This is a genomic window from Kineococcus anabasis (genome assembly GCF_054590795.1).
The window spans coordinates 27593-40948 of the sequence record NZ_BAAIHU010000006.1 but is presented as its reverse complement, the minus strand read 5'-3'; the positions used below and the strand labels follow the sequence as shown (position 1 = coordinate 40948).

The 13356-nt window shown below is 75.7% G+C and carries 9 protein-coding genes; 6 read left to right on the top strand and 3 right to left on the bottom strand.

All coding sequences use genetic code 11. The annotated features are described in order from the left end of the window. Positions 1-253: 253 nt before the first annotated feature. From ACYQBY_RS09010 to ACYQBY_RS08985, 6 genes are all read left to right on the top strand, one after another. A complete protein-coding gene (locus tag ACYQBY_RS09010; protein ID WP_459643518.1) occupies positions 254-2572 on the top strand; it encodes a hypothetical protein in 2319 nt (772 codons plus the stop codon). Beyond that, positions 2569-3186, top strand: a complete 618-nt coding sequence (locus ACYQBY_RS09005) for a protein-tyrosine phosphatase family protein (protein ID WP_459643517.1) — start codon at positions 2569-2571, stop codon at positions 3184-3186. The genes ACYQBY_RS09010 and ACYQBY_RS09005 overlap by 4 nt, the downstream gene beginning before the upstream one ends. A gap of 62 nt (positions 3187-3248) precedes the next feature. Next, positions 3249-4415 (top strand): glycosyltransferase family 4 protein, encoded by a 1167-nt coding sequence (locus tag ACYQBY_RS09000; protein ID WP_459643516.1) that lies wholly within the window; start codon positions 3249-3251, stop codon positions 4413-4415. Beyond that, complete coding sequence (locus ACYQBY_RS08995; protein ID WP_459643515.1) at positions 4412-5233, top strand: PIG-L family deacetylase; 822 nt, start codon at positions 4412-4414, stop codon at positions 5231-5233. The genes ACYQBY_RS09000 and ACYQBY_RS08995 overlap by 4 nt, the downstream gene beginning before the upstream one ends. Positions 5234-5323: 90 nt before the next feature. Beyond that, on the top strand, positions 5324-6862 hold the full coding sequence (locus ACYQBY_RS08990; protein ID WP_459643514.1) for a lipopolysaccharide biosynthesis protein: 1539 nt from the start codon (positions 5324-5326) through the stop codon (positions 6860-6862). A gap of 149 nt (positions 6863-7011) precedes the next feature. Next, positions 7012-8040: a glycosyltransferase family 4 protein gene (locus tag ACYQBY_RS08985; RefSeq protein WP_459643513.1), complete on the top strand. Its 1029-nt coding sequence runs from the start codon at positions 7012-7014 to the stop codon at positions 8038-8040. On the opposite strand, the gene ACYQBY_RS08980 is transcribed toward ACYQBY_RS08985, so the two are convergent. From ACYQBY_RS08980 to ACYQBY_RS08970, 3 genes are all read right to left on the bottom strand, one after another. After that, on the bottom strand, positions 8012-9175 hold the full coding sequence (locus ACYQBY_RS08980) for a glycosyltransferase family 4 protein (protein ID WP_459643512.1): 1164 nt from the start codon (positions 9173-9175) through the stop codon (positions 8012-8014). The genes ACYQBY_RS08985 and ACYQBY_RS08980 overlap by 29 nt on opposite strands. 38 nt (positions 9176-9213) lie before the next feature. Then, positions 9214-11601: a glycosyltransferase gene (locus ACYQBY_RS08975; RefSeq protein WP_459643511.1), complete on the bottom strand. Its 2388-nt coding sequence runs from the start codon at positions 11599-11601 to the stop codon at positions 9214-9216. A gap of 229 nt (positions 11602-11830) precedes the next feature. Continuing rightward, the gene (locus tag ACYQBY_RS08970) at positions 11831-13015 is read right to left on the bottom strand and encodes a beta-galactosidase (RefSeq protein WP_459643510.1); all 1185 of its coding nucleotides are present in this window, start codon (positions 13013-13015) and stop codon (positions 11831-11833) included. Between the last annotated feature and the right edge of the window lie 341 nt (positions 13016-13356).

The following is a 13356-nucleotide window of genomic DNA, read 5'->3' as shown; positions in this document are numbered from 1 at the left end:
CCGCACACCGGCCGCACCGGACCAGCACACCGGTGGCTCCGGTCCCCGTCCGGCCGGTCGGGCGTGCAGTACGCTCCGGGCACGCCCGTCCGCAGTGCCGCGTCAGCGCGCCGGCGTGGACAGCGGGCGGTAGGCCGACGTGGGTACTGCAGCGGACGCCTGCCGGGCGTCCGCGCGTCACAGCGGAGGTATTCCGGTAGATGTCCCCGAGAAACTGCCCGACGACCACGCGCCTGCCGGCCGGACCGCGTTCGTGCGCGACGACGGGCTGACCCTGCAACGGCGAACGGCAGCCCGCCGGATCCCGTCCCCCCGTCGCGCCCGGCTGCGGCCCCCGCAGCCCGGCCGCCGGCGCGCCCGGTGGGGCTCGGTCCTGGTCCCGGCCCTGCTCGGTGCGGTGTTCCTGTGGTGGAACCTCGGGCGCAGCCCGGACACGCAGTACGACGAGGTCGTCTACAGCGAGGCCGCCCGGTCCGTCGCCCAGGACTGGCGGCTCACCTGGGAGGGCCGCCCGGTGTTCGTCCACCCGCCCGTGTCCTTCCTGCTGCAGGCGGCCTGGATCCGGTTGCTCGGCCTCCAGGTCGCGCCCCTGCCGCAGGTGATCGACGCGACGCGGCTGCTCGCGGCGACGGCCGCCGTGCTGTGCGTGGTCCTCGTGGCGCTGCTGGCCGGACGGCTGGCGCGCGGCGCCTCGCCGGCCCGGACCCTGGTGCTGGTCGTGCTCGTGGGTGCCCTGGCGGCGACGGACCCGGTCCTGCTGCGCTACGGGCGCCTGGCGGTGATCGAGCCGTTCGCCCTCGCCGGGTGCCTCGTCGCCCTGCACGCGGCGATGTCCGCCCCCCGCTGGCGTGCCGGGACGCACGTGGTGCTCGTGGGCCTGGCGACGGGCGTGGCGCTGCTCACCAAGGAGATCACCGTCTTCCTGCTCGCCGCCCCGGTGCTGCACGCCGCGATGAGCCGCGACCGCGCCCTGCTCGCCAGGGCCGCCGCCGCGCTGGCCACGGGGATCGCCCTGTGGGGGGTGTTCGCCGTGTGGGCGGCGTCCCTCGGGTTGCTGGGGCAGTTCGTGGACGTGAAGACGGCGACGCTGCGCCGGCTGCTGGGGCTGGTGCAGATCACCGGGTGGAACCGCCCGGGGGTCTCGTTCGTCGACGCCGTGCTCGGACAGGCGGCGCAGTACGCGACGTCGTACGTGCTGCTCGCCGGTGGTGGGCTCGCCCTGCTGTGGCTGCTGGTCCACCGTGCCGGCGACGGCGCCCGCTGGCTCCTCGCCTGGTCGCTGGCCAGCTACGCCTTCGCGGCGTACGTGGTGCTCCTGGGAACCCTCAACGAGCAGTTCTTCGTCTACGTCCTGCCCGCCGCCGTCGTGGCCGTCGTGCTGGTCGGGGACGCCCTGGCACGCCGCGTCCGGGTGCGCGCGCTGGTCGCGCTCGTGGCGCTCGCGGTCGTCGTCGTGGCCGCGACGAGCTGGGGACGTTCCTACCGCGGTGACGACCGCGGGGTCGAGCGCCTGGTCGCCGGGCTCGACGCGTCACAGCCGTCGTGCGCCGTCCTCAACGCCTCCGGCGACGTGGAGAAGTTCTCCTTCCTCTCCCCGGCGCGGCCCGTGTCCGACTTCGCCAGCGGTCCGGGTGCCCTCAGCCACGGGGTGCAGCTGTTCGTGCTCAGCGACAAGGACGCGCTGACCCGCTCCGGGAACGCCAGCGCACAGCTGAACGCGTGGGTCCGTGCCCACGGCACCCGTCTCGCCGCCTACCCCAGCACGACGTACCGCGGTCTGGAGCTGTGGCGGGTCCCGCTCGACGACTTCGACCCCCGTGCCGGCGTGGAACCCCTCCGCAACGGGGCCCTCGTCCTGCGCGACGGTTCCCGCTGCGGCGCCTTCGCGGTGACGGACTCGGGCAGCGGCCCCTTCTTCTCGACCTGGACCGCGGCCGGGGGCAAGGCCGTGCTCGGAGCCCCTCTCACGTCGGTCTGGGAGGAGGGCGGCCGGGCGGTGCAGGTCTTCTCGGGCACGGTCCTGACCTCCGCCGGGGACGGCCGCCTGGACGCGCGTCCCGTCGTGCGGGAGCTGGCCGCGTCCGCGCCGCAGGCGTACCGCCAGGCCGGTCTGCCCGGGCTGTCGGCGGGTGCGCCCGGCAGGATCCCCCGCCAGGCGGGCGTCCTCACCGATCCCCTGCTGACGGCCGCCGCCACGGGGGAACTCGGCCGGCTCCTGGGACCCGCCCTCGGCCCCCCGGCCGCGGCGGACGGCGCAAGGGTGCGCCAGGCGTTCACCGGGGGGGTTCTCGAGCGGTCGGCGGACGGGCGGGTGCGCCTGGCCCCCGTCGGCGACCTGCTGCTGCGCACGGGCACCGTCGGGCCGCCACCGCGGGCGAGCGCCCCGGTGGTGCCGCCGCCGCTGTCCCGCGACGTCCTGCCCGAGCAGCCGAGCTCCGCCCGCACGTTCGTCCTCGCCCTGGCGGTCGCCACCGTGCTCCTCCTGGCGCTCGCCGCGCTGGCGGCACGGGACGGACGGCGCCGGCGGGGTTCCGCGCGCCACGCCGCGGGAACGGCGGGGGGCCCGCGGTGAGCGCGGGGCTCGGCGAGGTCTCCCGCCTCGCGCGCACGGCCCTCGCCTGGCGCCTCGGGGCGGTGGTCCTGCTGCTCGTCGCGGCCCTCGTGGTGCGGGGGAGCGGGGTGCTGCGACCGGAGGCATCCGGCCTGCCGCCGCTGCCCGGCGCCGCGGAGGTGTTCCCGGGGCTGGTGCGGGCCGGCGAGCCGCAGGAGGCGGATCTCGTGAGGCTGGTGCAGGACAACGGGTTCAGTGCCGTCGTGGACGTGGAGCCGGGTGGCCCCGTCCTCGCCGACGTGGAGGAGGAGGCGGTCGCGACCGGCCTCGGCATCACCTACCTGCGCCTCCCCGTGGCAGCGGACGGGATGCCGTCGGCCGCACAACTCCAGGCGGTGGCCGACCTGCTCGACGTGGTGCGGCCGACGGAGAGCCGGCCCGTCCTGCTGCACGACGAGAACGGTGCCGGCCCGGTGCTCGTCCTGTCGGCCCAGCTGCAGCTGCTGCGCGGTGCCCCGCCGGAGGTGGCCCTGGAGACGCTCGGGGCGGGGGGGAGCGAGCCGACCGCGGAGCAGGTGGGAGCGTTGCGCGAAGTGGCCTCCGTGGTGGAGGGTCGGGCCGGCCGGGTCAGCTAGGCGTCACCGGTCGAACGCGTCCTGTGGTGATCGGCGCCTGGAGCGCCAGAGAGGTACGGCTCGTGACCCCACCGCACCGGAGCACCAGTTCGACCACGCCCGAGGAGGAGCGGGCCGCAGCACTGCGGGTGACGCACGTGCTGCGCCGGCCGGTGGACGCCCACGGCGGGGTCGAGCGGGTCGTGCGAGAACTCCTCGACGCGATGCCGGCCCTGCGCCCCTCGTGGCGGGTCAGCGCGGTCTCGGCGTTCCCGCGCACCGGTGGCCTGGAGGCGGTGCCCGCCCTGGCCGACGTCCTCGCCGGGGCGGCCGTCGCCGTGGAGGTGTTGCGCGGCAGGCACGACGTCGTGTTCGTGCACTGCCCGGAGTGCCTGTGGGTCCTCAACCTCGTCCGTCCCCTGGTGCGCCGCCGTGCGCTGCCGCGCGTGGTCGCCGTCTGGCACGGCGCCGGCCCGCAGCGGTTCCTCGCCCTGCGGCCGGCCCGCAACCTCGCGGCGCGCCTCCTGGCACGGTGGATCTCGCTGCTGGAACGCGGTGGCCTGTCGGCCGACGCGCACGTCGCCGTCCACCGGCTGGTCGCCGAGGACCTGCGCACCACCCACGGGTTCGACGGTCTCGTGCGCGTCGTGTCGAACGCCGTCGACGGCGAGCTCGCCCGGGCCCTCGCGGGAACTCCCCGGGCCACCGGCCGGGACGCGGGCGAGGTCGTCGTGCTCTGGGTCGGGCAGACCGGGTACGCCAAGGGGCTGGACGTCGCGCTGGAGGCGTACGGCCTGGCACGTCGTCGCCACCCCGGTCTGAGGCTCCTCGTCGTGGGGGTTCCCGGGCCCGCCCCGGGCCAGGCCGCCCCCGACGGTGTCGAGTGGGCCGGGGTCGTCCCGCCGCCCGGGATGCCCGCCGTGTACCTGCGCGCGGACGTGCTGCTGTTCCCCAGCCGGTACGAGAGCTTCGGCCTGGTGGTGGTCGAGGCGATGGCCGCGGGCCTGCCGGTGGTCATCTCGGCATCCATCCCGCCGGACATCGCCCTGGACGGCCGCAACGGCCGCGTCGTGCAGCGCCTCGACGCCCGGGACTTCGCCGACGCCCTGCTCGACGTCGTGTCCGATCCCCGCGGGATGCGGGCCACGGGTGAGCGCAACCGCGCCGACTCGCTGCGGTTCAGCTCCGCGGGGATGGCCGCGGGGTACGCGCAGGCGGCGGAGGACGTCGCGGTGGGGGCGGGCCGGTGACCGCGGAGGGCTCGCTGGGACGTGTCCTCGCCGGGGCGCAGCGGTGCGTCTTCCTGTCCCCCCACCTGGACGACGTGGCGTTCTCCTGCGGTGCGCTCCTGCGGGCGGTCGCCACCGGTGCCGGGCAGGGGGGAGGTGCCTCCCCGCCGCTGGTGGCCACCGTGTTCACCTCCGCGCTGCAGGAGCGCATGACGCTGGCGGCGCGCCGTTCCCTGCGGGCCGAGGGCCGCGAGGACGTCCTGGCGCTGTACGAGGAGCGGCGGGCGGAGGACGCCGCGGTGCTGCGCCCGGCCGGGGCCGAGGTGCTGCACCTGGGCTTCGTCGACGCGCCCTTCCGCCGTCGTCCCGGGCGGCTCGCCCGGCGGCTGGGCCGGCTCCTGCCCGAGCTCGGTGCCTGCTACCCCACGTTCCGGTTCGACATCGCCCGGGGGCGGGTCTCGGCGGCCGACCGGCCGCTGGCGGCGGAACTGGCGGGCCGCCTGGGCGAGCTGCTCCGGGAGCGCGGTGCCACGCACGTCGTGGCACCGCTGGGCGTGGGCAGGCACGTGGACCACCTGCTCGTGCGGGAGGCCGCACGGCGGGCGGCGACCCGGACCGGTGCACGGCTGGTCCTGTACGCGGACTACCCCTACTGCCTGCACCACCCCGTGCCGGAGACCCCCGGATGGGGCGGACCGTGGCGGTCGGAGGTGTGGGAGCACGACCTCGCGGCCAAGGCGCCGCTCATCGCGGGGTACCGCACCCAGACCGGTCTCTTCTCGCACCGCGAGGCGCCGATCGTCGCCGAGCGGTACCTCGTCCCGGCGCAGGTCGTGTGAAGGCGTGCGACGGCGACACGGGTCCCCGGTAGGATCCGAGCAGTCCCTGCCCGGCGCGACCGCGCACCGGGCCCCGATGGAGGACCACCTGTGACAAGGCGCAGCCGGGTTCCCCGGCGATCGGCCGCAGCACTGTCCACTCCCCGCACCGCTGCGGCCGGCGGCGTCATCCTCGTCCTGCGTTTCGCGACGGGGTCGGTCCTGAACTACGCCCTCGGGGTGCTGGTCGCCTGGCTCCTGGTGCCCGAGGAGTTCGGGGTGGTGGGTGCGTCCCAGAACGTCCTGCTGTTCGCCGCCGGTGCGCTGACCGCCGGCCTGCCCTGGGCGCTGACCGTCCGCATGGCGGCCGCGGACACCGGCCCGGCGGAGGTGTCCCGCATCCTGCGGACCTCCCTCGTGGGCAACCTCGTCCTGGGCGTGCTGCTCGCCCTGGCGCTGGTGCTCGCGCAGACGGGCGGGTTGCGGATCGTCCCGACCGCCTCGGGCGCCCTCGTGGCCGTCCTGGCCGTCGAGATCGTGGTCCTCGCGCTCAACGCCGTCCTGGGCGGTGCCCTGCAGGCGACCAGGCGGTTCGCCGGCCTCGGCGCGATGCACAGCGTCGAGATCCTCGTGAAGTGCCTCGTGGCCACGTTCCTCGTGGTGTTCCTCGACGCCGGGGCCCTCGGTGTCGCGATCGGTTTCCTCGTCGGATCCCTCGTCGCGACGGCCATCGCGCTGCGGGCCCTGACCGGGGTCCTGCCCGGCTGGGGTCCTCTGGCCCCGCTGCGGTCGGTGTCGATGGCGGCGCCCATCTGGGTCGGCACGGTGTCGTTCACCGCGGTGCTGACCGTCGACCTGCTCGGCCTGTCGTACCTGACGGGTGGAGGCGCCGCCGCGGCGGCCTCCCTGGCCGCCTACCAGGTGTGTTCCCTCCTGGCCAGGGCGCCGTACTTCGTCAGCGACGCCCTCGTGGACGCCGTGTTCCCCTTCATGGCCGCAGCCAGGGACGACGGCCGGGGTGTCCACGCGTGGTTCGTCGAGGCGGTCCGGTGGATCCCCGTGGCCCTCCTGCCCCTGCAGCTGGTCCTGCTGATCGCGCCGGGCCCGGTGCTGCGCCTGCTGTTCCCGGAGCACTACGCGCCCTCGGAGGCCGTCCTGCGGCTGCTGACCCTGGGAACACTCGGCCTGATGCTCGCCAACGCGCTCGTGAAGACGGCGTACGCCGTGCAGGAACCCCGGGGAATCGCACGCGTCATGCCGTGGGCGGTGCTCGTGGAACTGGTGGGGCTCGCCGTCCTGGTGCCCTCCCACGGCGCGACCGGCGCCGCCGCGGCGTACGCGGTGGCGTGCTGGGTGGCCGTCGCCGTCCTGGGCCGCGCCTATCTCCGCCGGCAGGGCCGCCTCGCACGGGAGGGGGTGGGCCCCCGGCTGGCCGGCCGGTTCCTGCTCTGCCTCGCCCCGTCCACCGCCGTCCTGCTGGTGGCGGCGAACGCCGGCGACGGCCTCGCGCTGGGGCTGTTCGCCGTTGCCGGACTGGTGCACCTGGCCTCGGCCCGGGCATGGGGTTTCGTGCGGGACCGCGACGTCGCCCGCGTGCACCCGTCGCTGGTCGCCGTCGGCCGCCGGGGCGCTCGTCACCCGGCGCGCTGACGCCCCACCCGACCGCGTCCCCGAGCAGCGACCTGCGCCTGCACGCACGGCCCACCCAGCGAACGCCCGACGAGTCGATCGGAGAGACCGCGATGCGCGTGCTCATGCTCACCCGCAGACCTCACCACGACCACGGAGGGGTCGAGCGCGTGGTTCGCGGTCTCGTGGAGGAACTGGCCAGGCAGCGCCCGGACTGGGACGTCGAGGTGGCCCCCGCCTTCGCCGGGGCCGGGTTCCTCGAGGGTTTCGACGGGGTCAGCGACGTCATCGCCGCGTGGCGCCTCGGGCGCCGGGCCGCCGCGGCGCGGGCCGACGTGCTCCTCGTGCACTGTCCCGAGTGCGTCTGGGGCCTGCGGCTGCTGGCCCCCCGGCGGCTGGGCCGCACGGTCGTCGTCTGGCACGGTGCGGGGGCGAAGCCCTACCTGGCCCTGCGCCCCGAGGGGAACCTCGCCGCGCGCGCGCTGGCCTGGTTCCGCACCACCGAGGAACGGCGTGCGCTCGCGCTGGAGCACCACGTCGTGGTGCACGCGACGGTGGAACGCGACCTGGCCGCGGAGTACGGGAACACCCGGCCGGTCACCGTCATCGAGAACGCCACGGACCTGCGCTCCGTGGCGCAGGCGGACCCGGGCGGGACGGACCGGCCCTTCACCGCCGCCTGGGTCGGCCAGGCCGGCCGGCGCAAGGGCCTGGACGTCGCCCTGGAGGCCCTGGCGCAGGCGCAGCGGGTCCGCCCGGAGCTCCGGCTGCTCGTCGCCGGCGTGCCCGCCGGCCCCGCCCTGCCGGGCGTCACGTGGCTCGGGGTGGTGCCACCGGACCAGGTCGCCGGGATCTACCGTTCCGCGGACCTGCTGCTCTTCCCCACGCGGTACGAGAGCTACGGGCTCGTGGTCGTCGAGGCCATGGCCGCAGGGCTCCCCGTGATCGTCTCCGACGAGGTGCCCGCGGGCATCGTGGGCGACGGGCGCAACGGGCGCATCATCGCCGGGCACGAGGCCGGCGAGTACGCCGCCGCCCTGCTGGAGTACGCCTCCGACCCGGAGCTCGTGCGGCGCACCTCGGCCGCCAACCGCCTCGAGGCGCGCAGGTTCAGCCTCGAGGCGGCGACGGCCAGGTACGTCGAGCTGATCGAGCAGCTCGCCGGGGAGGTCACGCGGGAGCGGGCGCGTCGCTCCTGACGCCGAGGGCCACCAGCAGGTTCTCGGTGGCGCGGGCCCACGACGCCTGTCGCGCCCGGGCGCGCCCCGCCGCGACGAGCGCCTCACGGGTGCCGGGGTCGTCCAGGCGGCGCACGGCGCCGGCGAGCGCGACCGGGTCGCCGGGGGGGACGAAGAGGGCGGCGTCCCCGCCCACCTCGCGGAAGACGGGGATGTCGCTCGCGACCACGGGAACACCTGCGGCCATGGCCTCCAGGAGCGGCAGCCCGAACCCCTCGACGGCCGAGGGGTAGACGAAGGCGTGCGCACCGGCGTACAGCGCCATGAGCTCGCCGTCGCTGATGCCCTGCAGGTGCACGACGCGGGAGGAGAGCCCCAGTTCCCGAACGGCCGTCGGCACCAGGTCGGGAAAGCGTCGGTCGAGGCTGCCCACGAGAACCAGGTGCACGTCGGCCGGCAGCGACGCGAGGGCGCGCACGGCGACGTCGACGTTCTTGTGCGGTCTGCGCGCCCCCACGTGCAGCAGGTAGCGCGACGGCGTGCCGGCGGGCAGGGAACCGGCCGCCTCCCGTGCTGCGGCGAACCGGTCGTCGACGCCCCACCCCACGACGTTCCGCTCGTGCACCGGAACCCCGTAGGTGCGCCGGACCTCCTGCGCGGAGGCGTGGCTGGGCGTCAGGACCGTGGTCGCGCGCAGCACCAACCGGGTCGCGACGGTGTAGAGCGCCCGGGTGCGGCGGTCCGGTGCGTACGCGGCGTCCGCCTCCAGGATGCAGTCGTGGACGACCGCGAACCTGCGCCGGCGCGAGGGCCTCTCGCCCAGCGACAGCACCGGGGCCCCGAGGTGGTACGGGAAGAGGGCCACGTCCGCTGCCGCCGAGCGCAGCGCGCGTGGCCAGGCGATCCACTGGGTGGCGGAGGAGAGGGAGTGCTCGAACGGCAGCCTGGTGAAACCGTTGCCCTCGATCACCTCGTGCAGGGGGAAGCGGGAGGACTCCTGGCCGGACCTGGTGAAGACGGCGACCTCGAGGTGGGGCGTTCCCGCCAGCCCGCGCAGGAGCGCCTCGGTGATCCGCCCGATGCCGTGGTAGTTGTCGTCGAGGACGCGCCCGTCCACGGCCAGACGCGTGACCCGCCCGCCCGGGACCGCGCTCACGCCTGCGGCACCACGGTTCACGCCTGCGGCACCAGGGTTCACGCCTGCGGCACCGGGGCCTGGACACGGCCGGTGCCCGGCGTGCGGCCGGTGTCCGGGCCGCGGACGCCGGTGAGGTCGATGGTGCGCGCGGTGGTGCGCACCTGGCCCGTCACCGCACGCTCCACGGCCTCGACCGTCAGCCACGGCGCGGCGGCGGGGGCGGAGACGCACAGGACCGTGCTGGTGTGCGCGGTGCGGTGCAGCGGGAGCAGCACCGCGGTGCCCATGTCGTGCCGGCGCATCAGCAGGCGCACCGCGATGGGCGTGGTGGCGTCGGGGTGCAGGTGGAGCGCACGGCCCCGCCGGGCGGCGTGGGCCGCCAGGGGAGCCTCCGCGACCCGTCGTGCCAGGACGCCGTCCGGTGTCCAGCGGAGCCCGGCGGTGTGGCGGCGACCCTCCCGGGCCAGCACCACGAGGCTGACCTGGTCCGTCCCGAGTGCGTCCCGCACCTGGGTGACCAACGCGGCGGGGCTCGCCCAGCGGGACGGCAGCGCCTCCCCGGCCGTCGTGCCGTGCCGGCCGAGCACGGCGGTCAGCATGATGCGCTCGTAGGCCTCCGCGGTGGCGCGGGAGGACCCCGCGCCCACCGTCGCGCTGAGGGCCGAGCGGCGCGCGAGCTCCTCCGGGTCGCCGGCGAGCTCGAGCAGCGCGTCGCGCAGCGCGGGGGCGTCACCCGGCGGCACGAGCACCCCGGTGCGGCTCGCGACCTCGCGCACCCCGGGCAGATCGCTGGCCACCGGGACGCACCCGGCCGCCATGCCCTCGACCAGCACCAGACCGTAGGCCTCCGCCGTCGTGGTCGACGGCAGCACGATCACGTCGTTGTCGGCGTAGGCGCGCCAGAGGGCGTCGTCGGGAAGCCGGCCGTGGAAGGTGACGTTGGCGGTGCCGGACTGCGCGACGCGCGCCTCCAGCTCGCTGCGCATCGCGCCGTCACCGACCACGTCGAGGTGGATGCCGGGCTCTCCCTCGATCGCGTCGAGCAGCACGTGCAGCCCCTTGTAGGGCCGCAGCTGCCCCACGAACAGGACCCGCAGGACGCCGTGCCGGCGGGGCGAGCGCGACTGCACGCGCCCGGTGGTCTCGACCCCCCACGGCACCACCTCGACGGGCGCGCCGTGCTCCGCGCGCATCCTGTCCTCGTACGCGGCCGAGCTCACCACCACGGCGTCGCTGCGGTGGGCGATCCTGCGGGACAGGGTGTTGTAGACGTCGCACCACCGCTGCAGCCCCGGGATGCTCAGGTCGGAGTGGTGCGTGTAGACGACGGCCGGGCGTTCCGCACGCAGCCTGCCCGAGAGCAGCAGGAAGACCTCGCTCATCGTGGGGACCGGACCGTGCACGTTGACGACGTCGAAGGCGCGCAGGTGGCGGCGCAGGGGCCGCCAGAAGAACGCGAAGGCGGACAGGCGGATCTCCCGGCGCATCCAGCGCGGGAAGTCGCGCCGGCTGACGACCTCGACGCGGTGGCCCCGCTCGACGAGGCCACGCCGCAGTTCCGCGACGGTCGTCGAGATGCCGCTGATGACGGGCGGGGCCTCGGACGTGATGACGAGGACCTCCAGCGGGCGGCCGGCGGCGGGCCGGGGTGCCTGCTGAGCCGTGGTGCCCACCGGGCCCGGCTCCGCGGGGCTGCCGGCGCGCCGCTGACGCGGGATGAGCACGCCCGGGGCGGCGCGCCCGCTCGGCTCGTGCCCGAAGCGCAACCCGGCGACGTGCTGCAGGAAGCGCCGCCCCTCCGCAAGGCTGGACTTGGACCGACCGGCGACCCTGGGGGCGAAGGTGTACCCCACGTCGGCGAGCCGCCGCCACGGCGCACGCACCAGGATCTCGAGCAGGATCTTGTACCCCTCGGGGCGCAGGACGACCCCGCGCAGGATGCGGGCGTCGAGGGCGAAGAACCCCCCGAGCGGGTCGGACGTCACCCGCGTGCGCCGGAACACGGCGTGCACCAGTGCGCGGCAGCCCCGGGAGACCAGGTGGCGCACGGGCCCGTCCAGGCCCTCGCTGGAGCCGGCGCCGGTGTAGCGGCTGCCCACGGCGATGTCCGCGGTGCCGTCCAGCACGGGGCGCAGCAGCTGGGGAACCGCCTGCGGCGGGTGCTGCAGGTCGGCGTCCATGACGACGATGACGGACGAGCGGGCCAGCCGGAAACCCGCGAGGACCGCACCGCCGAGGCCGCCCTCGCGGGAGCCCGCGGGGCGGTGCAGGAACCGGACGCGCGGATCCGCCGCGAACAGTTCCGCGAGGACCTCGGGGGTCTCGTCGTCGGAGTCGTCGACGAAGATGACCTCCCAGTCGAAGTCGCTGAGCACCTCGACGAGCGCGGAGTGCAGACGCCGGACGTTCTCCGCCTCCTGGCGGCTGGGGACCACGATGCTCACGACTGATCGACCGCTCACCATGGGTACACGCTATCGGCCGCGCAGGTGACATCGCGTCAGACGTGAGGTATTCGTCAGGGCGACGGGGTAACCCGGACCCCATATCGCTCACTGTGCAAACACCGCAACTCACCGTGATGTTCTGGGTTTCCGGGTGGTTTCCGCCGGATGGCTCCCGGATGTCCTGCAGCAACCGGCGCGCGAGGCGACGGCGTCGTGCAGCCGTTCCTCACCGGCCTGTGCCGTCGGAAGCCCACTCCTGCGACAGCAGCGTGCGCGCCTGCGCCCACGACGCAAACCGCCGTTCACCGCCGAAGAACTGGGGGGCCCGCACCAGGTAGTAGGCGCTCAGGGCGTTGTCCGCGGCGGCCCGCAGACCCGTGCGCAGCGACCGCACGTCGTTGCCCCCGCTGGTCTCGGCCATCACCCGCAGACCCCGCGAGCGGGCGAGCTCCGCCAGGTGGGCGACGACCGCCGGGTTCTCGCCCCACGTGCCGTACACCACGGCGCGCTCATCGGCCAGCGCCGCGATCTGACGCCGGAAGTCGTAACCCCGCTGCACCTCGCCGTTCACCTCCGGCGAGGAGGACCCGTCCAGGCCGGTGGCCACCGCCGCCTCGAAATCCCCCGGCCGCATGCCGTACGAGGGGTAGAGCACGGCGACGTCGCCGCGGTGACCGGCTCCGCGCACCGCGGCCACCTGCCAGTTCTGGAACTCCACGAGCGCGTCCAGGTACCAGTCCAGGAAGGCCGCGGCCCGCTCGTCGACCCCACCGGCCCCGGGGACGAACCCCGGCACCGGGTTCTCGCGCGCCGCGCCGGCGTCGAAGGCCCAGTACGCGTTCTCGTAACGACCCTGCCGGTCCCGGGCCCACGGGTAGCTCAGCTCGCCGAACGGTCCCCCTCCGGTCCGGACGAGGTCGAAGCCGCTCCCGAGGCGGGCCATCAGCCCCTGCAGGTACTCCTCGGCGACGTCGCGGTGCTGCCGGCCGAACACCAGGTTGGGCACGGGGAACCTGGCGTAGGTCCGCCCGTCCTGGTCCACGAAACGCGCCCCCGGGCGGGAGAGCAGCCACCCGGGCGCGTCCATCGTGCCCGTGTTCAGCGCCACGGTCAGCCCGGCCTCGCGCAGCCGGCCGGCGTGCTGCGCCACGCCGTCCACGTACGACCAGTCCCACTGCCCCGCCCTCGGCTGCGCCGACGACCACGCCAGCTCGACCAGGGCGCGACGCACGCCGCCCGCCCGCAGCGACGCCGGCTGACCGGGCTCGTAGGGACCGATCATGCCCAGCTCGATGCGGGGGCCGGGCCGCGCGGGGTCGTCGTCCGCGCCGAGGAGCGCGGCGCCCGCGCACGGGACGCCTGCCGCCAGGACGGCGCGGCGGGTCGGTCGCGGCCGCTGCGCTCCACCCACCGTGCGCCCCTCCGCTCGTGGTCGTGACGTCGCGCGGCCCGGCGCGCGAGACCGCCGCGCCAGGCCGGCGGCCACGTCCGTCACCTCCCGATCTTAGGCACCGCCGCACCGCCGCACCGCCGCCGCCGCTCGCGCGATCGCCGCAGCACCGGCGGCGTTACACGTCCCGGCCGATTCCGCACGAACGGCTCAAGTCCCCCGCCGGGGCCGCCGATCCCTCCTCCGTGCAGCGAGCCGGAGCCCACGGGACAGACGCGTGCTCCGGGTCCGCCCGGTCCGCCGACCGGTAGCGCCCGCACACCGGTTCCCGCGACCGGCCGGTGCGCCGGCGACCGCGGGCC